Annotated in this window: 20 protein-coding genes and 1 pseudogene; 8 read left to right on the forward strand and 13 right to left on the reverse strand. The window is 44.6% G+C overall.

Annotated elements, in window-relative coordinates; genetic code table 11:
* Positions 1 to 170: 170 nt before the first annotated feature.
* Together dnm_RS23335 and dnm_RS23340 are read right to left on the reverse strand one after the other, a co-directional pair.
* Entirely contained in the window at positions 171 to 419 is a 249-nt protein-coding gene (locus tag dnm_RS23335; protein ID WP_207679294.1) for a hypothetical protein, read from the reverse strand.
* Complete coding sequence (locus dnm_RS23340; RefSeq protein WP_207679295.1) at positions 388 to 954, reverse strand: ATPase; 567 nt, start codon at positions 952 to 954, stop codon at positions 388 to 390. Before dnm_RS23340 ends, dnm_RS23335 begins: the two co-directional genes overlap by 32 nt.
* 559 nt (positions 955 to 1,513) lie before the next feature.
* On the opposite strand from dnm_RS23340, the gene dnm_RS31875 reads away from it, so the two are divergent.
* On the forward strand, positions 1,514 to 1,633 hold the full coding sequence (locus dnm_RS31875) for an Rpn/YhgA-type helix-turn-helix domain-containing protein (RefSeq protein ID WP_492208008.1): 120 nt from the start codon (positions 1,514 to 1,516) through the stop codon (positions 1,631 to 1,633).
* A gap of 264 nt (positions 1,634 to 1,897) precedes the next feature.
* On the opposite strand, the gene dnm_RS23345 is transcribed toward dnm_RS31875, so the two are convergent.
* Complete coding sequence (locus dnm_RS23345) at positions 1,898 to 3,532, reverse strand: DEAD/DEAH box helicase (RefSeq protein ID WP_246556068.1); 1,635 nt, start codon at positions 3,530 to 3,532, stop codon at positions 1,898 to 1,900.
* Between the two features lie 1,496 nt (positions 3,533 to 5,028).
* On the opposite strand from dnm_RS23345, the gene aprB reads away from it, so the two are divergent.
* The 5 genes from aprB (at position 5,029) to qmoC (ending at position 12,616) form a co-directional block, all read left to right on the forward strand.
* Positions 5,029 to 5,466, forward strand: coding sequence for an adenylyl-sulfate reductase subunit beta (gene aprB / locus dnm_RS23350; RefSeq protein ID WP_207679297.1), 438 nt, complete (start codon positions 5,029 to 5,031; stop codon positions 5,464 to 5,466).
* Between the two features lie 50 nt (positions 5,467 to 5,516).
* A complete protein-coding gene (gene aprA / locus dnm_RS23355; RefSeq protein ID WP_207679298.1) occupies positions 5,517 to 7,499 on the forward strand; it encodes an adenylyl-sulfate reductase subunit alpha in 1,983 nt (660 codons plus the stop codon).
* Between the two features lie 183 nt (positions 7,500 to 7,682).
* On the forward strand, positions 7,683 to 8,939 hold the full coding sequence (locus dnm_RS23360; RefSeq protein ID WP_207679299.1) for a CoB--CoM heterodisulfide reductase iron-sulfur subunit A family protein: 1,257 nt from the start codon (positions 7,683 to 7,685) through the stop codon (positions 8,937 to 8,939).
* Between the two features lie 76 nt (positions 8,940 to 9,015).
* Positions 9,016 to 11,352 (forward strand): FAD-dependent oxidoreductase, encoded by a 2,337-nt coding sequence (locus dnm_RS23365; protein WP_207679300.1) that lies wholly within the window; start codon positions 9,016 to 9,018, stop codon positions 11,350 to 11,352.
* 115 nt (positions 11,353 to 11,467) lie between these two features.
* Complete coding sequence (gene qmoC, locus dnm_RS23370; protein ID WP_207679301.1) at positions 11,468 to 12,616, forward strand: quinone-interacting membrane-bound oxidoreductase complex subunit QmoC; 1,149 nt, start codon at positions 11,468 to 11,470, stop codon at positions 12,614 to 12,616.
* A 307-nt stretch (positions 12,617 to 12,923) separates the two neighbouring features.
* On the opposite strand, the pseudogene dnm_RS23375 reads toward qmoC, so the two are convergent.
* Positions 12,924 to 13,217, reverse strand: a pseudogene (locus tag dnm_RS23375) (IS1 family transposase); the annotation flags it as partial.
* 54 nt (positions 13,218 to 13,271) lie between these two features.
* On the opposite strand from dnm_RS23375, the gene dnm_RS23380 reads away from it, so the two are divergent.
* Positions 13,272 to 13,583: a ComF family protein gene (locus tag dnm_RS23380; RefSeq protein ID WP_207679302.1), complete on the forward strand. Its 312-nt coding sequence runs from the start codon at positions 13,272 to 13,274 to the stop codon at positions 13,581 to 13,583.
* An 88-nt stretch (positions 13,584 to 13,671) separates the two neighbouring features.
* Here dnm_RS23380 and relB read toward each other — a convergent pair whose 3' ends face one another.
* From relB to ade, 8 genes are all read right to left on the reverse strand, one after another.
* Positions 13,672 to 13,947 (reverse strand): type II toxin-antitoxin system RelB family anti-toxin, encoded by a 276-nt coding sequence (gene relB, locus dnm_RS23385; RefSeq protein WP_207679303.1) that lies wholly within the window; start codon positions 13,945 to 13,947, stop codon positions 13,672 to 13,674.
* 4 nt (positions 13,948 to 13,951) lie between these two features.
* Positions 13,952 to 14,368 (reverse strand): type II toxin-antitoxin system RelE/ParE family toxin, encoded by a 417-nt coding sequence (locus dnm_RS23390; protein ID WP_337833585.1) that lies wholly within the window; start codon positions 14,366 to 14,368, stop codon positions 13,952 to 13,954.
* A 366-nt stretch (positions 14,369 to 14,734) separates the two neighbouring features.
* Positions 14,735 to 17,146, reverse strand: a complete 2,412-nt coding sequence (gene pheT / locus dnm_RS23395) for a phenylalanine--tRNA ligase subunit beta (RefSeq protein ID WP_207679305.1) — start codon at positions 17,144 to 17,146, stop codon at positions 14,735 to 14,737.
* A 118-nt stretch (positions 17,147 to 17,264) separates the two neighbouring features.
* A complete protein-coding gene (gene pheS, locus dnm_RS23400) occupies positions 17,265 to 18,272 on the reverse strand; it encodes a phenylalanine--tRNA ligase subunit alpha (protein WP_207679306.1) in 1,008 nt (335 codons plus the stop codon).
* A 42-nt stretch (positions 18,273 to 18,314) separates the two neighbouring features.
* Complete coding sequence (gene rplT / locus dnm_RS23405) at positions 18,315 to 18,665, reverse strand: 50S ribosomal protein L20 (RefSeq protein ID WP_207679307.1); 351 nt, start codon at positions 18,663 to 18,665, stop codon at positions 18,315 to 18,317.
* 78 nt (positions 18,666 to 18,743) lie between these two features.
* The gene (gene rpmI / locus dnm_RS23410) at positions 18,744 to 18,941 is read right to left on the reverse strand and encodes a 50S ribosomal protein L35 (RefSeq protein WP_207679308.1); all 198 of its coding nucleotides are present in this window, start codon (positions 18,939 to 18,941) and stop codon (positions 18,744 to 18,746) included.
* A gap of 138 nt (positions 18,942 to 19,079) precedes the next feature.
* A complete protein-coding gene (gene infC, locus dnm_RS23415) occupies positions 19,080 to 19,742 on the reverse strand; it encodes a translation initiation factor IF-3 (RefSeq protein WP_207679309.1) in 663 nt (220 codons plus the stop codon).
* 854 nt (positions 19,743 to 20,596) lie between these two features.
* Entirely contained in the window at positions 20,597 to 22,243 is a 1,647-nt protein-coding gene (ade, locus tag dnm_RS23420; protein WP_207679310.1) for an adenine deaminase, read from the reverse strand.
* Between the two features lie 849 nt (positions 22,244 to 23,092).
* Between ade and dnm_RS23425 the strand changes: the two genes are divergently transcribed.
* Complete coding sequence (locus dnm_RS23425) at positions 23,093 to 23,527, forward strand: hypothetical protein (protein ID WP_207679311.1); 435 nt, start codon at positions 23,093 to 23,095, stop codon at positions 23,525 to 23,527.
* 253 nt (positions 23,528 to 23,780) lie between these two features.
* Here dnm_RS23425 and dnm_RS23430 read toward each other — a convergent pair whose 3' ends face one another.
* Positions 23,781 to 24,200 (reverse strand): acyl-CoA thioesterase, encoded by a 420-nt coding sequence (locus dnm_RS23430; protein WP_207679312.1) that lies wholly within the window; start codon positions 24,198 to 24,200, stop codon positions 23,781 to 23,783.
* Between the last annotated feature and the right edge of the window lie 302 nt (positions 24,201 to 24,502).

The following is a 24,502-nucleotide window of genomic DNA, read 5'->3' on the forward strand; positions in this document are numbered from 1 at the left end:
TAGGTTGTAATCTTAGCCTGATGCATATGGGTTGCAACCCCTGTCCGGCAAAAAAACCCTGTCCGACAAAGATATAAATATGAAAACAGATGCTTAATCCTGCAAATTTTTTAATCCTTTAATCAGGGTTCGGACAATATGAAAACAGAAGTTTCTCACTTCTCCGCGTCCTAAATGTTGAAAGAAATTTCATTGAACGGGTCTTTTTTGGTTATTTCTCCGCTGGGCAGTTCAAAGTATAACTCACCGTTCCGAGAATAAGCATTCGGAATACCAAGCTTACGGCTTTCCTCTTGTGCCTTGAGAACCGCACGGTTACCGATTTCCTGCATTTCAATGCCTTTAAGATATATGTTGTTATCCATTGCCTGATCTTGCCTCATGGTCTTATCCTCTGATGTCTTGTATGAATAAATCAAAAAGTTCCTCCTCATTTACGGTGTAATTATCACCTTCGCCAAATGCGACTTGCTGAAAGTATTCAGTGTTGTAAAACAGATACCAGTGATCTGCCTGGTTTTTAAAGATGTTCCAAAAATTGTTTTTGCTTCGGGTGAACCGGCGCACAATATCCGCTTCCGGCACATCATGGCCCCCTTTCCGAATCCGCCCTTTTACACGGGCAATACAAACGTCAGATGTCTCCAGAAAAAGAAATAATATTGTAATGGAGTATCCTGCTTTCTTCAGGCGTCTCATGATCCCCTGAAATCCTCGACCTGAAATCGTTGATTCTATGAGCAGGTTCTTTCCCTGCCGGATCAGAGCGGAAAGCCTTTGAAAAAAGATACGCCCTGCCTGAAACCGAACTTCCAGAAGGCGGTCCGGTGCAAGTTCGACTGCGATGTCGTCCGCACCCAGATATTCACAATTATAAACTTTGAGATACTCCTGTGCAAACGTACTTTTACCGGAGCCGTTCGGCCCCGCAATGATGACACTGTTTTTTGACAAGTATTCGTCCTGGTAATGTTGTTGTGGAAAAAGTCCTGAAATGCCAGGGGACACGCTCAATGCTGTTGACTTAGGCAATTCCGAACGGATCCGGAGTGCAAAAATTTTATTTTTGCGCTTGCGAAAAAGCATTTTTCGCACTCCGGAAAAAACACCGGAAAACCCGCTTACGCTTAAGTCAACAGTATTGGGGGACACGCTTGGTTCGGATTGGCAAATGCGAACCACCCCCGAGGGACAAGTTAATCTTGTCAGGGATAATACTTCGATATTTCAAATCCTTATCCCCAAAAAATGCTTTAATACTTTTTTATAAATAATAAATATATCATAAACATCAAAGAAGGGTCAATGGGATAGAACAGATTTTATCATCCCTCTGAAACATTTGAACATTGGCAATGAATTAAATTTTATGCCAAATTCCTGAATATCATAACGCTTTGAACTCAATAAAAGTCCCTGTTTTTTTATTTGAAATACTCTCCCCGCCCCATTGACTTTTTCTGTCATTTCTGAAAAATATTTGAAATAGTGATGCGGGTAAAAGGCGAAAAAAATTGCTCTGAACATGCCGAATATAGGAATGGATATCAAAATCATCAAAGAGGTGACAGAACTGAGCGAGGAGGAGATCAGGCAACTCACCCCTCAGAAGGAGCAAAAGAAATGGCACTGACCGTGGCTGAACAAATCAGAAGGGAAGCACGGAGGGAGAGCATAAAAAAAATCGCTCTGAACATGCTGAACATGAGAATGGATATTAAACAAAGATATTGAACAAGGAAAAACTGAGACAGCCCGAAGCCCCGGCCAGATTTCACATCCGCCTATCTGTCCGGGGCGGGCTTCGGTTTGCCGGACCCGCCCGTTTCAGACCGTGTCACAGGCCCGTGTTAAGTCACGAACTCGGTTTTTGTGGCATATTTTTTTCGGAAATCACCTAAGCGCGTTTTACAGCAACATTCTGCTTGCCAATTCTGTAAGTTCCGGTTTTCGCCAGCACTTTTCCCACAAATTTTTCCGGCACATCAACAAACGTGTGTTTTTTCTGAATACTGATCTTGCCAATAGAACGGCCGGGAATATCCGCATAATGAGATAACGTGCCCATCACATGACTGACACAGACACCGTCTGATTTGCCCGTGCTGAGGGTAAGTCTGACCATCCCTTTTTCATGAGAATTGTTATCCCGGTCACGCCTGCTTCTTCTGTTTCTCCGTTTATCTGTCTTGTTTTTCTGCTGGCGATATTCCTGAACCTCGCTGATGGGTTCGACAGGACGCTGTTTCTCTTCCCCCCGAGCCATTTTCAAAGCTGCCGCGGCAATTTCCAACGGGTCATGCCCTCCGCCGGTGAGTTCCCCTACGATCTCCCTTTCCCGCTGGCAGCGGCCGCGGCGCAGCCAGACCATCATCTGTTCTACTAACCGGGATTCCCTGCAATTTTGAATATCTTCTGCCGTGGGCAGAACAGATTTGCTAATCTTTTGCTTTGTATAGGATTCAATCCTGCCCAGACGCCATCGTTCCTTCGGGGCCAGCAGCGAAATGGCGATGCCTGTTTTCCCGGCCCTGCCAGTGCGTCCGACGCGATGAACATACAATTCAGGGTCCTGCGGAAGATCATAGTTAAACACATGCGAAATATCGTCAATATCCAGCCCGCGCGCGGCCACATCAGTAGCCACCAGCACCTTGATCTGATTCTTCCGGAAACGATTCAGCACCTGTACACGGGCATCCTGACTCAGATCTCCGTTCAACGCTTCTGCCGGAAAGCCGCGCAGCGCCAGTTCGTTTACCAGTTCGCCGGTGCCAAGTCGCGTACGGACAAAAATAAGTGCGCTGGTGATCTCCTCAATTTCAAACAGACGGGTGAGCGCCGCCAATTTGTCCGCTTCATTCATCAGATAGTAACGCTGTTCAACAGCAGCCACCGTAAGCTGTTTATGTCCGATAGTAAAAGATTGGGGATCGTTCATATAGCGTTTGGCTATGCGGCGGATTCCCTGGGGCAAAGTCGCTGAAAAGAGGGCTGTCTGGCGATCCCGCGGGGTTTCATTGAGAATGGCTTCGATATCAGAGATAAAACCCATACTGAGCATCTCATCTGCCTCATCAAGAACAACAGAAGAGAGTTTGCTGATGTCCAGGGCTTTCTGATGAATCAGGTCGAGCAGACGTCCGGGGGTTCCGACAACGATGTCCACGCCTTTTCTGAGGCGGCTGATCTGACGCCCGTAAGGCTGGCCCCCGTAAACTGCCAGCACACGGGCCCCGGGATAACGGCCGTATTTATACATCGCGTCTGCCACCTGTATGGCCAGTTCCCGGGTGGGGGCCAGCACAAGACTTTGCACATGCCCCTGCTTTGTTACAAGGTTATTCAGGATGGGTAATGAAAAAGCCGCTGTTTTGCCAGTTCCTGTCTGGGCCTGACCAATCACATCCTGACCGGTCAGCATGGTCGGAATGATAGCGGATTGGATGGGAGTCGGTGTTGCATAGCCAAGTTCATCTGTGGTTTGAACCAACTGCGGGTTCAGGTTTAACTGAGTAAATGTTGTTGTCATCAATAATGCTCCTAGTTACGTTTTGACGAATCCTCTGTGTCGCATCCCCCTCGCGGGGGTATGCCCCTGTTGTCATCCAACAGCCGACCCGTCCCGTAAATATGAGCCTATCTGTTGCAACAAAAACACCCGACCTGCAACGGTCAGGCAATCACTTGGAATATTCAAAACAAAATTATTTGATATTTTAAAATATGGGATCCTGAAGCGGACCGGTTTGAATAACAGACATTATCAGCAGATCGGAAAATTCCCTGCTTCGTTGTTGTCGGACGGACAAGTCCGGAAATATTTCGGAATTATCAGTCCGAAGCGGGCCGGGATCTGAATTTTCAATGAATTTTTGGATTGCTGATTATCAGAAATAAGATTTGTTTTCCAGCATACGGGAAAGATATAACACCGTTGTCATATAAACGGGCATGGCCTGCCGGTCACAACGAACCACCGGCCCCTGGCCCCTTAAAAATAAAAAGACTGTTTTTCCGACAGGAACTTCCCCGCGGGAAATATGACAGCCTTTGGAAAAACAAGACCTCTGCTCTGTTCGAAAATAAAAAATTTTATTTGGAAAGCTCTCATAACCATTATCTGAGCCGCTTTTTTATTTCCGAATTTCTGATAAAATTTAATATAACACATTTTTGTGAAATGCAAAACCTAATTTGAAAATTCGGACATATTTTTTTGTATCGCTCGCTAACCAGGTTTTTTTCTGCCATTCCGTTCGACGACCCGACCGAGTTCTCCGAAAATCTGAACTCACGCCGAAGCCTGCAAAAGCAGGAATTACAAATTTTTTATTCGAACCGGGTCAGAAAACCTGATTATCGAGTATCAGCAGATGAAGAATCCATATATTCCTGTTCCCTCGCTTTTGTTCCCACACGGGAGCGTGGAAAGGGAATCATGTGGGAACGAGATGAAAACCGCCTTTTCTTCCGGAAAATTTAGGGACTGTTTATCCATTTTCAGTATATTTCATTTGCTAATGTTATATTTCTGATGGAATCTTTATGCCGGGTGTCTGAAAAGACATCCCCCTTACTCCCTTCAGAAAGGGAATTTCCGCTATTTCCCATCTGTTTATAATTATATTATTTTATTTGGGTTATGAAATCCCTTGCGCCTCTGTTTCTTATCTCTGAATCTTGTTTTTTTTTAAATTAAGAATTGAGATAAATTTCAAAATCAAAATTTAACAATACTTTGTCCAAAAGTTCTTGACAAAATAAAATAATAAATGATATATGTCCTCTTTGTATGCAACTAAGTCTATGTTGTTGATTTTTAAGGATATATTTAAAGTGCGCATTAAAGCTCCGAATATCCGACGTGATCTTTTGTATTAGTTTCAGAGATTTTAAGGGTTAGCCAGAAAGTGGACGGATCATTTTCAAAAATAAGGGGTTTTGAAAAACACTTAAAACTTATATAGGGTAATTAAAAGAAAATTAACAAACGGAATTTTATCAAACTAATTAGGAGGATAGTTAATGCCAAGTTATGTAATCGCTGAAAAATGTGATGGCTGTAAAGGTGGGGACAAGACCGCATGTATGTATATTTGCCCCAACGATCTCATGGTTCTGGATCCGAACGCAATGAAGGCTTACAATCAGGAGCCGGATCAGTGCTGGGAATGTTTCTCCTGCGTAAAAATTTGCCCGACCCAGGCAATCGAAGTAAGAGGTTATTCTGACTTTGTGCCGCTGGGAAGCAGTGTAATGCCGATGCTGGGTACCGAAGATGTTATGTGGACCTGTAAGTTCAGAAACGGTACTGTAAAACGCTTTAAGTTCCCCATCCGTACAACAGCTGAAGGACAGGCCAATGCTTATGCGGATCTGAAAGGAAAAGACATCGAAAGTCAGTTGCTTTCAACTGAAGAATCCGAAGGCAGGGAACTTCCGAAACCCATTGCAACTGTCTAAGAACTGTTGGATGATTGAAAAACGAAAATTGAAATAAGGAGGAATTATAAATGGCATTACCGAACAAAGCTTTGGGCGAAATTAAGGCTGTAAGAGATCCGGAAGTTGAGGAGCGTGAGGTTGATATTCTGATCGTGGGCGGTGGTATGGCTGCCTGCGGTACTGCTTTTGAAGTCAAAAAATGGATGGATGACGGACAGTCTGTTCTGCTGTGTGACAAAGCGGCTATGGAACGTAGCGGTGCTGTTGCCCAGGGCCTCTCAGCTATCAATACATATATTGGCGAAAATACTCCGGATGATTATGTCCGCATGGTCCGTAACGACCTGATGGGCCTTGTCCGTGAAGACCTGATCTTTGATCTGGGCTGTCATGTGGATGACTCTGTTCATCTGTTTGAGGAATGGGGACTTCCTGTATGGAAAAAAGATGACAAGGGTAAAAACCTGGATGGTAAAAAAGGTCTGAAACTCGGAACACTGAAATCCGGTGCTGCTCCTGTCCGTACAGGTAAATGGCAGATCATGATCAACGGTGAGTCCTACAAGAGAATCGTTGCCGAAGCTGCAAAACTGGCACTTGGCGAAGAAAACATTCTGGAAAGAGTTTTCATCGTTGAACTGCTTCTGGATGCCAACAAAGAAAATCAGATTGCCGGCGCGGTTGGTTTTTCCGTTCGTGAGAACAAAGTTTTCATCATCAAATGTAAAACAATGATGGTTGCCTGTGGCGGCGCTGTGAACATCTATCAGCCCCGTTCAGTTGGTGAGGGCAAAGGTCGTGCATGGTATCCGGTATGGAACTCAGGCTCCACATACACTCTGTGTATGAGAGTAGGTGCTGAACTTTCCATGATGGAAAACCGTTTCACCCCGGCTCGTTTTAAAGACGGATACGGTCCTGTGGGCGCATGGTTCCTTCTTTTCAAAGCCAAAGCGCTGAACGGTCTTGGCGAATCATTTGCAGGCAGTGACGCTGCAAAAGCAGAACTTGAGAAATACGCACCTTACGGAACTGCTGCCATCACCCCGACCTGTCTGCGTAACCATCTGATGCTGTTTGAAATGAAAGAAGGCCGCGGGCCCATCCTCATGGACACAGTGACAGCTTTGGCCGAACTCGGAAAAACCATGGACAAGAAAGAACTCAAGCACCTTGAATCAGAAGCTTGGGAAGACTTCCTTGACATGACCTGCGGACAGGCCAACCTGTGGTGCGCCACCAACACCGAGCCTGAAAAGAAAAATTCCGAAGTTATGCCGACCGAACCTTACCTGCTCGGGTCTCACTCCGGCTGCTGCGGTCTCTGGACTTCCGGCCCCGATTATGACTGGGTACCGGATGCTTACAAAATCAAAGCTGACAATGGTAAAATCTACAACCGTATGACCACGGTTAACGGTCTGTTCACCTCTGGTGACGGCGTTGGCTGCTCCGGTCATAAATTCTCCTCCGGTTCTCATGCGGAAGGCCGTATGGCAGCGAAACAGATGGTAAGATATGCCAAAGACCATGCTGATTTTGCTCCTGCCTTCAGCCTGTCCAAAGAAGAATTGGTGGACATTGTTTACAAACCTGTGAGAACTTTCTTGGACAACTGTGAATACACCACAGCGATTGACATCAATCCCAACTACGTCAAACCTGACGGAATGATGTATCGTCTGATGAAAGCCACCCATGAGTACGGCGCAGGAACCGCCACATATTACATGACAACCAGTAAGAATCTGGAAATCGTCATGGATCTTCTCGCAACCATGCGCGAAGACTGCGAGAAACTGGGTGCCGGTGATGTTCATGAACTGATGAGAGCATGGGAAATCATGCATCGTATCTGGACTGTTGAGGCTCATCTGCGCCACATCCAGTACCGTAAAGAGACCCGTTATCCGGGCTTCTACTATCAGTGCGACTATCCGGGCCAGGATGATGAAAACTGGTTCTGCTTTGTCAACTCCAAGTTTGATCCCAAATCTCAGGAATGGGATGTGAAGAAAGTGGATTATATTAAGATTTTTCCTGATGCCTAATTGCAAAACGGAGTTGTGTCTTAGTTAAATACAGACCTCCAGGTGTCACAGACATCTGGAGGTTTTTATTAAGGGATAATTGATAATTGAGAATTGATAATGGAGAATTGATAATGGAGAATTAATAATGACTAATTCTCAATTCTCAATTCTCAATTCTCAATTATAAGAAGGAGGAATTGCATGGCAGAAAACAGTGGAACCATCCTGGTTGTCGGAGGAGGGATCAGCGGTCTGACCGTGGCGCTCGAGGCTGCTGAGACAGGGTATGAAGTGTTTCTGGTTGAAAAAAATCCTTATCTGGGCGGAAGAGTGGCGCAACTCAATCAGTATTTCCCAAAACTGTGTCCCCCGACATGCGGCCTGGAAATTAATTTCAGGCGGATAAAGGACAATCCCCGAATAAAAGTGTTTACGCTCGCCGAGGTTGAGGAAGTCCACGGCAAACCAGGTGCTTATGATGTCAGTTTAAAAATAAACCCCCGATATGTAAATGAAAACTGTACCTGTTGCGGAGAGTGCGCGGCGGTCTGTGAGACAGAGATTTCCAATGAGTTCAATTTCGGAATGAACAAAACCAAGGGGGCGTATCTGCCTTTTGAGATGGCATTTCCTGCCCGGTATGTCATTTCTCCCCAGATCATCGGAACTGAGGATGCAAAACGCTGCAAAGAAGCCTGTAAATACGATGCTGTTGACCTTGATGCGGAGGCAAAAACCCTCAATCTGAAGGTCGGGTCTGTTGTCTGGACAACAGGATGGGAACCTTATGACGCCTCTAAGATAGATAATCTGGGATTTGGCAGGTATCCGAATATTATCACAAACATGATGATGGAGCGTCTGGCCTCTCCGAACGGACCTACAAAGGGAAAAATTCTCCGTCCGTCAGATAACAAAGAACCTGAGAGTTTTGTTTTTGTTCAGTGTGCGGGATCAAGAGATGAAAATCATCTTCCTTATTGTTCCTATATATGCTGCATGGCTTCTCTGAAACATGCCACATATATCCGGGAACGTTATCCTGATGCAAAAATCTACATATTTTATATTGATCTGAGGGCACCGGGCCAGCGGTATGAGAAGTTCTACAAAAATATCAAAGCGGATGAGAATATCTTTCTGATCAAGGGCAAGGTTGCAGAGGTTGAGGAAGCGGAAAACGGCAATGTCACTGTGATTGCGGAAAATGCTGTGACCGGTGAGAAAATTAAGCAGACGGCTGAGATGGTTGTCCTTGCCACGGGTATGCAGCCGACGACAGCGGCAAAGAAACTTCCTGCGGATCTGAAATATAATATGGACGGTTTTATCATAAACGATTTTGATAAAGGCGGCATGTTCGCAGCAGGGTGCGCCAATAAACCTGCCGATGTGGTAACATCGAACCAGAGTGCAACCGGTATGGCTCTGAAAGCGATCCAGACGTTGAAGAATTGATAATTGATAATTGATAATTGATAATTCTCAATTCTCAATTCTCAATTCTCAATTTTCCAATCCAAAGGAGGAATAGATGGATAAAAAATACGGTGTTTATATCTGCACAGGCTGTGGAATCGGGGATGCCCTGGATATAAAAGATCTGGGCGGCGTGGCCGAGGAAGAGGGATACCCTGTAAAAACGCATCCCTTTCTTTGCGGAAAAGAAGGTGTGGAGCTGTTAAAGAAAGATGTCGCTGACGGAACAAATTCGCTGGTGATTGCCGCGTGTTCCCGCCGGGTCAATTTTGATATTTTCCGTTTTGACGGCTGTGTTGTTGACAGGGTGAATCTGAGGGAACAGTGTGTGTGGTCCCATCCCCGGTCAGAATTCCCCGCATTGGAAGAAGATCAGAAAGACAGCACAGAGTATTTTGACAGGCTCCAGATGCTGGCTGAAGACTACCTGAAGATGGGGATGGCACGAATTGAAAAGATTAATCTGCCCGAACCCTACAAACTCGACACATTGAACAGAAAGATTCTGGTCATCGGTGGCGGTATCACCGGTATATCAGCGGCCACGGATGCCGCAAAGGCCGGATATGAGGTAACGATTGTCGAAAAGGAACCGCATATTGGCGGATACGCTGCCAAGTTACGAAAGCAGCTCCCGGTTGAAGACCCCTATGAAGACCTTATCCCCCCTGTCATCCATTCAAAAATTGACGAGTTGGAAAAATATCCGAATATAACGGTCAAAACTGATACCGTGGTTGCCCGTATCGCGGGTGAACCGGGGGATTTCACGGTGACGCTCAAAAAACCGGGTGAGAAGATTGAGTTTGATGTGCCTTTTCCGCTGCCCGAAGAGATGAAGCTCGATGAAAACGGTAAAGATCTGGATGTGGAAAAACAGCACGAGCTTTATCTGCAATATAACGAAGGCAGGCAGGATATTCTCACGTTTGACCCCAATGGCGAGAAATTCGGGGCAGTTATTTTGGCTGCGGGATGGCGCCCGTACAAGCCCGAAGAGGGTGAGTTCGCTCACCTCGGATTTGGCGACAGCCCGGATGTCGTGACCAATCACCAGTTTGAAGAAATTGCCGCAAACGGCAAGATCACAAGACCTTCGGATGGCAAAGAGGCAAAATCTGTTGTCTTTATCCAAAGTCCTGACAAGGGAGATGATGACAGTGATTTTGCTTACGCAGGTTCTATTACAAGCCTGGTTTCGCTGAAGCAGGCAAAGTATGTGTGTGAGGATTATGAGGACGGCAAGGCATATGTCTTTTATCAGCATATGCGGACCCCGGGGCTTTCGGAGAATTTTTACAAGAACATCCAGCAGGAACCGGGCATCTTTCTGACAAAAGGAAGTGTCATGGGCGTGTCTAAAAACGGCGACGGCATGATTGTTGAAGCAGATGACACACTTCTGGGCGAGAAGATCAAGGTCAAAGCAGATATGGTCGTTCTGGGAACCGGCATGGTTCCGGTCACTGCGGATGATCCTGTGGTAAATCTGGCGTATCGCCAAGGTCCGGGTTTCCGTGATATCGGCCTTTTTGACGGATATTGCGACTCGAACTTCATCTGCTTTCCCTATGAGACTCAGCGAACCGGGATTTATGCTGCCGGCGGTGTCCGACGAAGCATGACCATAGATGAGAGTATGGAGGACGCTTCCGGAGCTGCCCTTAAAGCAATTCAATGTCTGGAATCGGTGAACAGGGGCGTTTCGGTTCATCCGAGATCAGGCGATATGACCTTCCCGGATTTCTTTTTCCAAAGATGTACTCAGTGCAAGCGGTGTACTGAAGAATGTCCCTTCGGGGCATTGGATGATGATGAAAAAGGAACTCCCAAACCGAATCCCGCGCGTTGTCGTCGCTGCGGAACCTGCATGGGCGCATGTCCTGAGCGTATTATCGGTTTTGCGGATTACAATATTGACAGTGTCGGGTCCATGGTCAAATCAATTGGTGTGCCTTCTGAAGATGATTATGATGAACCGCCCATGCGAGTTCTCGGGCTGGTTTGTGAAAACGACGCATATCCTGCCTTGGATATTGCAGGGCTGAACCGACTGAGCTGGTCCGCGGATGTCCGGTTTATTCCGGTGCGGTGTCTGGGGTCGGTGAATGTGATCTGGATCAAGGACGCGCTTTCCCAGGGAATGGACGGTGTGTTTCTGCTGGGCTGTAAGCATGGTGATGATTATCAGTGCCATTTTGTAAAGGGAAGCGAGCTTGCGGAGATCCGAGTGAAGAAGATCGGTGACGCGTTGGCAAGTCTGGCCCTTGAAGAAGAACGGGTGGCTCAGTTCGAAGTCGCAATTGACGACTACGACAAACTTCCTCAGATCATCAATGACTTTGTGGAATCAATTGAGGAACTCGGACCGAATCCGTTCAAGGGATTCTGATGAATTGATAATTGATAATTGATAATTGATAATTGATAATTGAGAATTGATAGCTGAGAATTGAAAAGTCTCAATTCTCAATTCTCAATTCTCAATTTAAATAAGGAGGTTGTGTATGGCAGACAAATATCTTGTTGAGCCTGATGTGGAATTTATTAAGGACCTTCAGAAACTCGGGGGCGACACGCTGAAGAAATGTTTTCAATGTGCAACCTGCTCTGTGGCCTGCCCGATTTCCCCGGATAACAAGCCTTTTCCCCGGAAAGAGATGATTGCCGCATCCTGGGGTCTCAAAGACAGACTGGTAGGGAATGCTGATGTGTGGCTGTGCCATAATTGCGGGGATTGTACGGCACTGTGTCCGAGAGGCGCAAAACCGGGTGATGTGCTGGGTGCTGTTCGTTCTTATGCAATTACGGAATATGCGGAGCCGAAGTGGCTGGGAAAGATGGTGAATGATCCCAAGAAACTTCCTGTTCTTCTGCTGATTCCTGTGATTATTTTTCTGGTGCTGGGGCTTGTCCTCAAAATTTTTGGTGTGGATTGGCTGAATTTCAGTCCCGCGGGCGAGGAGATTGCCCATTCAAAATTCTTTTCCACATGGCTGGTGGATATGATTTTTGTTCCGTTGTCTCTGTGGACTGTGGCAATTTTCGCTCTGGGGTTGAAAAGATTCATAAGTGATATTCATGAGAATGCGTTGAATGAAGGCAAAACAGATAAGGAAAAGATTGATGCGGTAGGTTTTGTCAAGGCTTTGGGACGGGTGATCCCGACGATTCTGAAACATAATAAATTTACAGAATGCGGTGAAAACCAGGAGCGTGCCACATCACATCTGATGGTATTTTACAGTTTTATAGGTCTTTTTATCGTAACAGCAATATTTTTTGTTGTGCTTTATGTTTTCCAGATTCACGGGCCTTATCAGCAGATTAATCCGGTGAAATGGCTTGCCAATGTGAGCGGCGTGGCCCTTGTAATCGGCAGTTTCCTGATGATAAAGGAACGTCTGGCTAAAACCGATGAGACAAGTGTTTACAAGGACTGGTATCTCTTGGGGCTTGTTCTGGGGCTGGGGCTTACTGGTATGCTGACCGAGATGACAAGACTCGGAGGCGCGGCAGGGATTTCTTACACACTTTATTTCATACATCTTGTTTTTGTTTTTAATTTGTTTGCCTTTTTGCCGTTCTCGAAACTTGCACATCTTGTTTACAGAACAGTGGCCATGGCATATGCTGAATATGCAGGCAGAAAATAGCGGGTTGTCCGGAATTTTCGTATAGAGATGATTAAGGGGAAGACATGAAAATGTTTTCCCCTTTATTTTTAGTCCTGTACAAATAAGTACCAGACTATAAGTTTTCTGCTGATTTTAAAGGATTTTGTTGACAGGCATGCCTGGATGACAGCGCCCCGTGCCGCGACAGCTTGGCAGAAAATACAGGGAAAGGGGATAAGAAAAGGAAAATGAGCTTGTCCCTTTCCCTGTACTTTTGAAAACATAACAGATCAACAAAATCTGTTAGAATCAGGTTTTCTGATATTTGTCCGAAAAAGGGTAGTCCTTAACATGTAGTGATTGCTATTGTCGGAGCTATATGCAAATTATAATGATGAATAAAATTCCATAGTTCTCCCAAATGATTTTCGAGCTTTTTTGAAAAAGACAGCGTTTTTCTGACCAAACGCGATACTCTCTGTCTGAGCGTAAGGTTGAACCTCTCGATATAACAGGTTTTACCGCTTTCTTTTCCGACAGGTCTGTGTCTTTCTGATGGAAAAATTTCTTCGTATGCGGACCAAAAATTGGTATAACATACAGCACACTGACGATATACGGGCGGCAATGAATCCCAAAGTTAAGAAAGCGGGGATTCAATCAGGCGTATGTGATGTTTCGCAGGTGGCCCCGCATGGCCGAGGTTCTGAATGCGGACCGGCCGGATATTCGGATTAAGCGGGAGATACTCGTGAGAACTCGTTCCACAGAATCGCAGGTAGGTATGACTCAGGAGGAACGGCAGGCAAATATCAGAAATGTGTTCAGGGTAAGAAAACCTTCTGAAATCAGAGGAAAAGGAATACTCCTTGCGGATGATGTCATCACCACGGGATCCACAGCGAATGAATGCGCACGGGCCCTTCTGGAAAACGGTGCCCGGCATGTTGATGTACTCACGCTGGGACAGACTCAGAAAAGGCTGGATACGAATAATGAGAGATAAGATAACAATCTGGATTTAAGTATTTTCAGAGGTAATTCCTTGCCAGCAGAAAGCAGATCCCTGCATGTATCAGGTTCGTCAAAGAGAATTATGCAACTTCAAGCTTTAAACTTTTGCCAATGGCCTGCGCATAATTAATAAGTGTTGAAAGCCTGATATCTTCAGCATGATTTTCAATTCTTGATATTGCGGATCTGCCTGTTTTCAACTTTATGGCTACTTGCTCCTGAGTAAGACCGGCATCCAATCGGGCTTGTTTAAGCAGAACACCGATTTTAAATTGTTCATATCCTTTGTCATAATCCTGAGCAAATACCGGACTCTGTTTTTTCCTTTTAATGATATATTTATCAAGGTCGTCCATAATATCACCCCCTGCTTAAAAAATCCTTTTTTCGTTTTTCTGCCAATTTTATTTCTTTTGAAGGCGTTTTCTGAGATTTCTTTTGAAAAGAGTTTGTCAATATTATCAGCTCATTGTTATGAATGAAGCCAAGAATCCTAAATATATTCGATCCCAGACCAACCCTTACCTCCCAGATATCATCCGTATTTGCCAATTTCTTGAAATATTTGGTCGAAATGTGTTCTCTTTCACGAATCAGTTTCAAAACCCATGTAATTTTAGCAACCTGAGCATCAGTCAGCGTGTCAAAATATTCTTCGATCGGGCATTTCCCTGACTGTGTTCTGTAAAATGAAATTGATTTCATGATATAAAAATATACAAATATGTGAACATCGTCAAGGGAGTTTTTGAGGATGGTATCGGATAGCGCATTCATACAGGTCGGGCTGAGGAACAAAACCTGACACTCTTGCAATCCGTTAATTGGGAGATGATCGTCGGCGTTGGGTTTCGTTCCTCAACCCACAACCTACGGAACTTGCTTGTTGATATAAAACCCCGCTTTATTCCCCGGATTTAATTGTACAGTTTGAATCAGCAATAGTCCGGACAGTTTTTGGAAATTAAGAATATTCAAAACTTTAACCTATTGAAATTATAGAATTTTAATCTTCAGGTATAAAATATTCAAACCTAATAAAAACAATATGTTATAAAAAGTGTCCGAAGTATTGAATCAGACTCTGTAGAGATTGGAAGTCTGCTGTTCACAGAGCCTGATCCAATTTTAACATTCCAAAATTTAAGGCAATGTCGCATCAAATTCTTTGATAAGTATATCCGAAATATTCTTGTGGATATTATTTATCACATCATCTTCAAGGGTTTCCTCAGAAGATCGGTAGGTGATTCTGAAAGAGACACTTTTATTTCCTTCCGGGACGGGATTCCCCTCATACACACCGAACAGATACAAGTCCTCCACCAGGGCCTCATTGATCTTTCTGACCCCCTCCAAAATGCTGCCCGCCTCAGTATCTTTATTAACAATCATGGTGACATCCCTGGATGTGGACGGGTATCTTGGAATGGGTTTTGCCTGCTTGGTCCTCGGAATAAAAGGAACCAGCCGATCCAGATTCAGTTCAAAAATAAACGCGTTTTGCTTGAGATCAAAATCACGCAGAACCTCCGGATGAGTTTTCCCGACAAGCCCCAGGATTTCACCACCCACAGCGAGCTGAGCTGTGTGGCCGACTTTCGTATATCTGCATGAATCATCCGGTACCCGGGTGAAGCTTGCGTCTTTGACATTCAGACCATTCAGCAGTCCCTCAACAACGCCCTTAATATCATAAAAATCGCACTCCGTTTCTTTGGCGTGCCACAACGCATCAGACAGGGTTCCTGTCCACAGACCTGAAATAAATTCAATTTCTTCTGGAAGCGTATCCTGACCTTTGCTGATAAAGGTCTTGCCGATCTCAAACAATTTAAGATCTTTGACCTGCTGTGAAATATTCCGGCGCATGGTTTCAAGAAGACCGGGAACCAGAGAGGTCCGCATCACCCCCTGATCTTCTGTCAGCGGGTTCAGAATATCCAGCAGACTTCTTTTCGGATCATCCTGCCCCAGTCTGAGCTGGTCGCAGGCCAACCTGTTCATAAAACTGTAATTGACAGCTTCAGTGAATCCGAAACCGATGAGGATGCGCTTTATTCTTTGGCGCAGTTCCAGTTTTCTTTCAGACTCCCTGGCTTGGGCAGGTATTGCCGGGAACGTGGTGGGGATATTCTGATACCCCGAAAGCCGCGCAATCTCTTCCATCAGATCAACCGGCCGAGCAATATCCACCCTGAAAGAGGGCGGAATCACCGTGAGTCTGTCCTCGCCCTCTTTTTCAACCCCAAACTCAATGGACCTGAGCGCATCCGCCATTTCATTCTGCCCCAGGCTGATCCCTAAAAGACGATTGGTATCCTTTATGCTCAGAGAGATATTTTTTGCAGACGCAGGCCCGGAATGTTCATCAATCAGCCCATTAACCAATCTGCCGTTTCCCAGTTCAGCCATGAGCTGTGCGGCCCTGTTCAAAGCTTTGACCGTGCCTTCCGGGTCAGTACCGCGTTCAAAACGATGGGAGGCCTCGGTATTCAGCCCCATCTTTTTTGCTGTTTTACGGATGCTCATGGGGCTGAAATAGGCACTTTCCAGGAGAACCCGTGTGGTGGTGCCTTCAATCTCCGAATTAAGCCCGCCCATGACCCCGGCGATACCAACCGGTTTTTCCCCGTCGCAGATCATGAGGGCATTTGGAGAAAGCTTTCGCTCTTTCCCATCCAGGGTGGTGAACATCTCCCCCTCATCTGCTGTCCGGACAACAATCCTCTGATCTGCCAACTGATCAAAATCAAACCCGTGAAGCGGCTGGCCCATTTCCATCATGACAAAATTGGTAATATCCACAATATTGTTAATGGGTCTTAACCCCACGGACAGCAGCCTGTCCTGGAGCCAGAACGGAGAAGGCCCGATCTTTATATCTTCAATAAGTCTTGCCGAATACCTGGGGCAATGGTCCGGGTCTTTGATGGTTACCGAAGTAAGCCTGGTGATATCATTGCCTGAATCGGAAATATCCGTGTGAGGATATTTCATCGTTGTTTTCTGAATCGCCGCGACCTCCCGGGCAATGCCGATGATGCTGAGACAATCTGACCGGTTCGGGGTCAGATCAATATCAAACACCTTGTCTGACAGATTCAGGGCTGTTACAAGTTTGTCTCCGACCCGGCACCCCGGGTCAAGGATCATAATGCCGCTTGTATCTGTGCCCAGTTCCAGCTCTGATTCGCTGCAAAGCATTCCCTCGGATGCCTCACCGCGAATAACACTTTTCTCAAGAACAGAACCATCTGGAAACTCAGTGCCGGTAAGGGCCAGCGGTGCGAGCTGCCCCTCGGCCGCATTGGGCGCTCCGCACACAACGCGCATCATGCGGTCTCCCATATCCACATCACAAAGCCGCAGTTTATCTGCATTGGGATGGGGGCTGATTTTGACAATACGGCCCACAACAACGCTGTCAAGGTAATCATACCGGTCCGAAATGACCTCGACTTCGAGACCTGTCATGGTCAGGGCATCAGCCAAATCTTCCGGCTTCATTTCAATGGAAACATAATCTTTTAACCAACTTAAACTAACTTTCATGTTTTCCTCATTAAGGGGGCGAGGGGGCGAGGGGCAAGGGGCAAGGGGCTATGAGATTTGACACCCTTAACCGCTCGCTTCTTGCCTCTTGCCTCTCCCCCCCTCGCCCCTCGCCTCCCTAAAACTGTCTCAGGAACCTGAAATCATTTTCAAAAAATTTCCGGATATCATCAATCCCATATTTCAGCATGGCAATACGCTCCACACCCATTCCAAAAGCAAAACCAGTGTAGCGATCCGTATCATATCCGACATTTTCAAACACTGCGGGATGTACCATGCCGGCACCCAGCACCTCAAGCCATCCGGTATGTGAACATACCCGGCATCCCTTGCCTCTGCACATCACGCACAGAATATCAACTTCCGCGCTGGGTTCGGTAAATGGAAAAAAACTGGGACGGAATCTGAGGCTGATGTCCTCATCAAACATCCGGTGAACAAATGTGGTCAGGATCCCTTTCAGATCTCCGAAAGATACATTTTTATCCACCAGCAGACCTTCCACCTGATGAAACATGGGCGTATGTGTCAGGTCGGAATCACACCGGTAAACCTTGCCGGGAGCAATCACTCTTACCGGCGGTGTACGTTTTTCCATCACCCGGACCTGGATCGGGGAGGTATGGGTTCTGAGTACAATATTATCCGAGACAAAGAAGGTATCCTGCATATCCCTTGCCGGATGATCCTTTGGAAAATTCAGGCTTTCAAAATTGTAAAAATCCTGTTCAACCTCAGGCCCTTCGACAATATCAAACCCCATTTGGGTAAAAATGTCAGAAATTTGTCCGGAAATTTGTGTGATCGGATGTAAAAATCCCTGAGAAGCAGTTCGTCCGGGCAGGGACACATCAATACGGTCTCCTGTCGCGGCAGCTTCGGTTTCAAGTCGTTCCAGGGCTTGTTCGAATGCAGCCTCCAGGATTTTTTTTAATTCATTTGCCTTTTTCCCTGCCCCGGGTCTTTCTTCCGGGGGAAGGGCGGAAATATTTCTTAAAAATTGTGTGACAACGCCCTTTCTCCCCAGATAACGGATGGAAAGTTCTTTTATACTTTCCGGGTCCGAAGCGGTCTCAAGCGATTTGAATGCGTCATCTTTAATTTGCTCTATTGATTTTCCCACTTTATTACTTTCAAAAGTCGAGTGTTTTGAAATCCTGTTTTTTTATAATTGCTGTGATGCCAAATTTACTATCCGGGAGAATCCGGAAGGATCGGATATGGCCAGTTCCGCAAGGACCTTACGGTCAAGCTCAACATTGGCGCGTTTCAATCCGTTGATAAATTTGCTGTAACTCAGGTTATTCATACGGGTGCCTGCGTTAATCCTTGCGATCCACAGTCTCCTGAACTCACGTTTACGGGCCTTGCGATCCCGATACGCATACATGAGTGACTTATCCAGGGCATCTGTCGCGGTACGGAACAATTTGCTGCGGCCTCCGCGAAAGCCTCTGGCCAGTTTCAAAACCTTTTTTCGACGTCTTCTTGATTTAAAACCTCTCTTTACACGCATAGTCTTTATCTCTCCTTCATTCACACTGATCACTGCCTGCTGACAAGTGATCATTTTTTACTGATCACGGTTTGCTGTTTATCCGTTAGGCATGAGCAGTCTCAGTTCTTTCCGATTTGTCTGGTCCGTCAGATGCGCTTTTCTTAAACTTCTTTTACGCTTCCGCGTCTTTTTGGTCAGAATATGGCTTGCATGGGATTTTGCATAAACGAATTTCCCGGACCCCGTCTTTCTGAAACGCTTTGCAGCAGCCCGATTTGTTTTTATCTTCGGCATGTTTTATCCTCTCTGATAAATGAAATCAAATAGTTACTTAAAAAAAACAGGTGGCGTGAGCACTCACCCTGTATGAGCGCACGCCACCTTTCTCCTTTAATAGCGGTTATTTTAACCCATTGTTATATATTAAGGCGATTATTTGGGCGACAGAATCATCACCATGGTGCGCCCCTCAAATTTGGGCATCTGCTCCACGGCTGCAAATTCGTCCGTTTCTTCAGCAATCTTTTTAAGCAGGTCCCTTCCGAGCTGGGAAAGCGTAATTTCACGCCCTCTGAAAATAACAGTGACTTTGACTTTGTCCTTATTTTCAATGAACCGCTTTATGTGGCCGATTTTGACCTGAAGATCATGATCACCGGTTTTGGGACGAACCTTTATCTCCTTGATCTGAAAGCTGCTTTGTTTCTTTTTGGCTTCCTGCTGCCTTTTGGTCAGCTCATACTTGTAGCGACCATAATCCATTATCTTGCAAACAGGGGGATTGGCAGTGGGAGAAACTTCTACCAGATCAAGACCAAAATCAGCGGCAGTCGCCAGGGCTTTGTGAGTCGGAATAACACCAAGCTGATTGCCGTCGGGATCTATGACCCTTACTTCTCTCGCTCTTATCCTCTGATTAATATTTATTCTGTCTGACCTGCCGGGCTTCTTTATATGTTTCGGTCTAGCTATGCTTACCTCCTCATTCTTAAAAAAAAATATCAACCATTTTTTCCGCTCACACGGAGCAAAGGATATCCATTTATCCTGACTCTGATGCCGTTTTTTTAATTCTTCGGTGTTGTGAGCGATCATAACCGCACTGATGAAAACATATATAGCAACATCAGGAAATGCAAGAAAAAAATACAACAAAAAAACTTAAAAACTCGTGATTGCAAATTCAGTTAATGTTCTATATTCTCTCTCCTTTCTGTTTTTTTCTTTCTGTAAAAAAATGATATACGTTAATATCCAATATGTTACACACTTATTTAAACAATGCTGACAGATGGAAAATTTCCCTCGGAAAGAGGGATTTTCCAAAGCTGAAATCACCGGTGTAAAAAAAAGGGTTGATCAACCTGTTTCATTCAGGAATTCGTAACGCCTTGATCCGGTGTGGTGGATCAGGTTTTCTCTGTCATCCCCTCTTTTATTCAACACATTGGTCAGCTTATTCCTGAAAATCTGAATTCTATAATTCTAAAAGGTTACGTTTTGGATATTCTTAACTTCCAAGATGTGTCCGAACTATTGTAATCAGAGGGCTTGTAAAAAATTATACAGAGGCACGCTCAGACTTGCTGACAAGTTTTTAGTCAGAAAGTCTCCGAATTCGGAAAATTTGGTAATGTTCTAAAAGTGGAGCTGAATTTTTTAACCCTCTGAATCAATTTGGCAAATATCGGAACAAGTCCAGTTTTAGAACACCACCAAAGCATTATAAGTACCTGAGCAAAAGTTTTTTATATACTTTTTTCCCGCGAGCGGCGAAGAAACCCGGCTTTTTCCTTTGTCAGAAACGCATCATTCCGGAAAAAAAGCCGGGTTTCTTCCCCGGGCAAATATTAAAAATTTATGGTCAGGTACTTATCTATATGCAACCATCTGGATACAGACGATTTTCAGATATCTCATGATGTTCTCCCAATTCACCCAAATCAAACCTAACTCTGAATGAAATCTTGTTCAATCAGCTTAAACTGGTCCACATCAAAAAGCCCCTTGTCTGTAATTTTAAGGGACGGTATCACCGGAAGGGCCATAAAAGAAAGCGTCATAAACGGTGAGTGCAACATGCTTCCGATCTGTTTTGCTGCTTTGTCTGTACGAGTATATTTTTCTGCCACATATTCAGCAGGCTTATCTGACATGATGCCCGCCACAGGAAGGGAAAGCACCTCTTCAATTTCTTCTGAAACAACGGCAAGTCCCCCTTTTTCTCTGATAACAAGGTTCACGGCCTTTGCGATCATTTCATCCGAAGTTCCCACGCTTATGATATTATGGGAATCATGGGCCACCGAGCCTGCCATGGCCCCTTTTTTTAATCCGAAATTTTTTATAAAGCCAATCGAAGGGGATGTGTTTTCATATCGGTTCACAACAGCAATTTTGAGAATATCTCTATCAATATCTGACACAGCGTTGTTGTTCACTATTTTTGGTTTTTCAATACATTTTCCTGTTAAAAGCTGTCCGTCAGCCGCTTCAATGACATGAATTTCCTCTGCTATGGTTTCAAATCTGAAATCTTCAACAGATTTGGGTTCTGCCTTAAAATTATTCAGAGGAGAAAATTCAACTTCAGGTAAAAATACCTTGTTCTCCTTAAAAACAGTTTTTCCATGAATAACCGTCTGAATGACATTCAGTCGCTCAAGATCATCCACAATGATAAAATCAGCCGAATCATTTTCTCTTAAAAGCCCCGTTTCCAGGCCATAATGTTCAACCGGATTTAAACACGCGGCTCTGAAAATCTTAAATCTGTCAATGCCTGAAGCTGCTGCTTTTTTTACCAGCAGATTGATATGACCGCTGATCAGGTCATCAGGATGTCTGTCATCGCTGCACAGCATACACGCCTGAGGATATTTTTCTATCAGCGGCATTAATTTATCCAGGTCTTTGGCCGCAGAACCTTGTCTGATCTGAACTTTCATGCCTTTTTCTATTTTTTCAAGCCCCTCTTCAAACAGAACTGTTTCATGGTCTGTGGAAATTCCCGCGTCAATATAGGTCCGAAGATTCTCTTCTGTGAGCATTGGCGCATGCCCGTCTATGACTTTTTCATATTTTTTTGCAATACTGATTTTTTCCATCACATCAGGAAATTCATTCAGAACTCCCGGAAAATTCATCATTTCGCTCAGATATTTCAGATCATATTTTTTAAAAAGGGTTTCAATATCTTGTGCTGTTATTTTTGCTCCCGAAGTTTCAACATCTGTGGCAGGTACGCAGGAGGGTGCGCCGAAATAAAACTTAAACCCGCTTTTTTCAGCATTTTCTATCATAAATTCAACCCCCTGAACTCCGAGAACATTGGCTATTTCATGCGGGTCGGAAATCGTTGCCACGGTTCCATGTCTCACGGCCGCCTTTGCAAATTCAGAAGGAACAAGCATTGAACTTTCAATGTGAATATGAGAATCAATAAAACCGGGCATAATATATGTGTCATAATGTGTTTCAGACGGATCCGGCACGATTTTCTGAATGGTGTCACCATGAACGAACACGGTTCCGGGGAATACTTCTTCATTAATGATATCAACAATATTTCCTGAAAATTGAATTGTATTTTCCATTTTCCCTCTGTTTCCCTGCTTTTCTTAATACGTTATTTGAATGATACAATGGCATAAATATGCTGTCTTGGCCGGATGGTTTTTTTGCCGGACAGGGGGTTGCAACCCCCATACGCATCAGGCTAAGAACATAACATTCTGATTTTATTGGAACTGATCTGGCGACAGCCGAAAGGCAAAACCTTTGTTTTCGGGCGTTCCGGAATCATAAAAATCCTTAGCTTGATGCGTATGGTTGCAACCCCGTCCGTAATATTTGGGTTTGCCACCTCGTCCTACAAAGAGAAATCCCATAAAATTTAAAATACGCATAGAAATACTCATTAATCAAGCCTAATTTGAGCGTGGAAAATGAACAGATGAAAAAGCCGTTCCGTTAAGATTTTCAGGATCATTCAGCTTCAGCCGTCCGGCTCATGTAAGCTTTATATCTGAATGAAACTATTTTGTATATCAGGAAAATCCCCATTTTATGGGTAAAATTTCTTAAAAACGTAAAGTACTGAACAATTACTGACGCGTGTTTCCGATAAACAGGCATGACCTGCCAGTCACAACGAACGATCAAAGTTGTGCAGTTTTTTGCTGACATCTGATGCGACTTTCAATAAAGTTCGTAGTTCCGCCTTTAGGCGGTGTAACACCGCCTAAAGGCGGAACTACGAACTAAAAGATATAATTTTTTGCCAGATTTTTTCAGGAAAATATTTGTCAGCCCTGAATTTTTGTGGTAGTTCAACTTATTCGGACAGATCAGTTTTAAACCTGCTTGGGCACACTTCTGAAATGGGCAAAACAGAAAAAATCATTTTCTTATTCCGAGAAATTTTACACAAGCGGAGGTACCAAATGGCTAAATTTGAAAAAGAGTTGGCAACCTTGAAAGAGATGCTGATGACGGCCGAAGATTTTAAAGAGGTTTATGGATATTTTTTTGATCATTTGGGAGAGAATTCTGATTTTCTAAAATTAGGAAAAAGGTCAAAAAACCCTCTTCTGAAAAAAATACTGGAAGCGGTTGGCGAGCAATTGTTTGGGGAAAAAGTAAAGGTTACAAAACTGTTGCTTACAAAAATACCAAAGCACCGTTTTTATCACGGGCCTTGTTTTATTAATGGAAGAATGTCCGGGATCTTATTTTTTGAAGACATTGACATGGGAATGCTGTCAGTTCTGATGTCAATGGAGACGTATACAACCAATTTTGTCCGTTTTTCAAGTATCCGGATGGAAAGCGGCGGGGATGTGTTTCTCTGTTCTCCAAAAAGTAAAACGATTCATTAATTTTTGATTCTGACGGATATTGCTGATCCTGTCATGTCCTGTTCCCGGACTCCCCGGACAAATACAGGGAAATCGGATAAGAAAAGGAAAGAGCCTGTTCCTGTTCTTATTCGTGTCCCTGTGTTTGTTGTACAGGACGAGACAGCCGTGGGTACATGCTCTTGCCGTTCGAAGCCTGAAATGATTTTATTGTATCATGTTACCATGGAAATCCATATATTTTCATGACAGAGAGGTAAAAAACCCGGGTTTTTCATGAGCGTTTCTTAAATTTTTCAGGCACACTGACGACTTTCTTTTTTTTATGATTAAAGAACACAATTCCTGTTTTGGCTCTGGCAACCTCCGCGCCTGTTTCTTTGTTTGTGATTTTATAAAAAAAGTCACATCCGTATTTGTTAAAATCATCTCTGGTAATATCAATCCTCAGAACATCACCATGAAACCCCTCTGATTTATAGACAATGACAGCATCCGTCATGATGATGCCCGCACCGTCAACATCTAATTCGGTAAACCCGTATTGTTTGAAAAATCTCACACGGGCTTCGTGGATCAGAGAAAGGACCGCGTCATTTCCGAGATGACCGCCATAATTAATATCACTGATGCGAACAGGTATGTGTGTGGAAAATTCAAATTTCTCCGGTAAATCTAATTCAACTCGTGCCATTTTTTATCTTCTCGCGGACGCGCATTCACAATCAGAAAACTGCTGAGGTAATAAATACGCGTGTTTTTAAATTTTTTTCAAATGCAGGGCATATGGGTAAGCCGTCTGAAAATGCCGCTTTTTACCATTATTTTTTGTTCGTATGCTGTTCCCTTCGACAGGCTCAGGGAACGCATGTCGGCCATGCCCTGATCAGCCGTGCCCTGAGCCACTGTGCCCCAAGCCGCCGTGCCCTGAGCTTGTCGAAGGGCAGAAAAATTAACTGATTTAGACGGCCTACACATGGGGCGTGTTTACGATTT

Origin of the sequence: Desulfonema magnum, assembly GCF_017377395.1 — a bacterium.
Classification (GTDB): domain Bacteria; phylum Desulfobacterota; class Desulfobacteria; order Desulfobacterales; family 4be13; genus Desulfonema_C; species Desulfonema_C magnum.

Coding starts and splice junctions, on each gene's coding strand:
- pheT (WP_207679305.1), bottom strand. CDS start 17,146: ATGAAAGTTAGTTTAAGTTGGTTAAAAGATTATGTTTCCATTGAAATG.
- dnm_RS23360 (WP_207679299.1), top strand. CDS start 7,683: ATGGCAGAAAACAGTGGAACCATCCTGGTTGTCGGAGGAGGGATCAGC.
- ade (WP_207679310.1), bottom strand. CDS start 22,243: ATGGAAAATACAATTCAATTTTCAGGAAATATTGTTGATATCATTAAT.
- dnm_RS23345 (WP_246556068.1), bottom strand. CDS start 3,532: ATGACAACAACATTTACTCAGTTAAACCTGAACCCGCAGTTGGTTCAA.
- rplT (WP_207679307.1), bottom strand. CDS start 18,665: ATGCGTGTAAAGAGAGGTTTTAAATCAAGAAGACGTCGAAAAAAGGTT.
- dnm_RS23430 (WP_207679312.1), bottom strand. CDS start 24,200: ATGGCACGAGTTGAATTAGATTTACCGGAGAAATTTGAATTTTCCACA.
- qmoC (WP_207679301.1), top strand. CDS start 11,468: ATGGCAGACAAATATCTTGTTGAGCCTGATGTGGAATTTATTAAGGAC.
- dnm_RS23425 (WP_207679311.1), top strand. CDS start 23,093: ATGGCTAAATTTGAAAAAGAGTTGGCAACCTTGAAAGAGATGCTGATG.
- rpmI (WP_207679308.1), bottom strand. CDS start 18,941: ATGCCGAAGATAAAAACAAATCGGGCTGCTGCAAAGCGTTTCAGAAAG.
- infC (WP_207679309.1), bottom strand. CDS start 19,742: ATGATCGCTCACAACACCGAAGAATTAAAAAAACGGCATCAGAGTCAG.
- aprB (WP_207679297.1), top strand. CDS start 5,029: ATGCCAAGTTATGTAATCGCTGAAAAATGTGATGGCTGTAAAGGTGGG.
- dnm_RS23390 (WP_337833585.1), bottom strand. CDS start 14,368: ATGAATGCGCTATCCGATACCATCCTCAAAAACTCCCTTGACGATGTT.
- dnm_RS23380 (WP_207679302.1), top strand. CDS start 13,272: ATGGCCGAGGTTCTGAATGCGGACCGGCCGGATATTCGGATTAAGCGG.
- relB (WP_207679303.1), bottom strand. CDS start 13,947: ATGGACGACCTTGATAAATATATCATTAAAAGGAAAAAACAGAGTCCG.
- aprA (WP_207679298.1), top strand. CDS start 5,517: ATGGCATTACCGAACAAAGCTTTGGGCGAAATTAAGGCTGTAAGAGAT.
- dnm_RS23365 (WP_207679300.1), top strand. CDS start 9,016: ATGGATAAAAAATACGGTGTTTATATCTGCACAGGCTGTGGAATCGGG.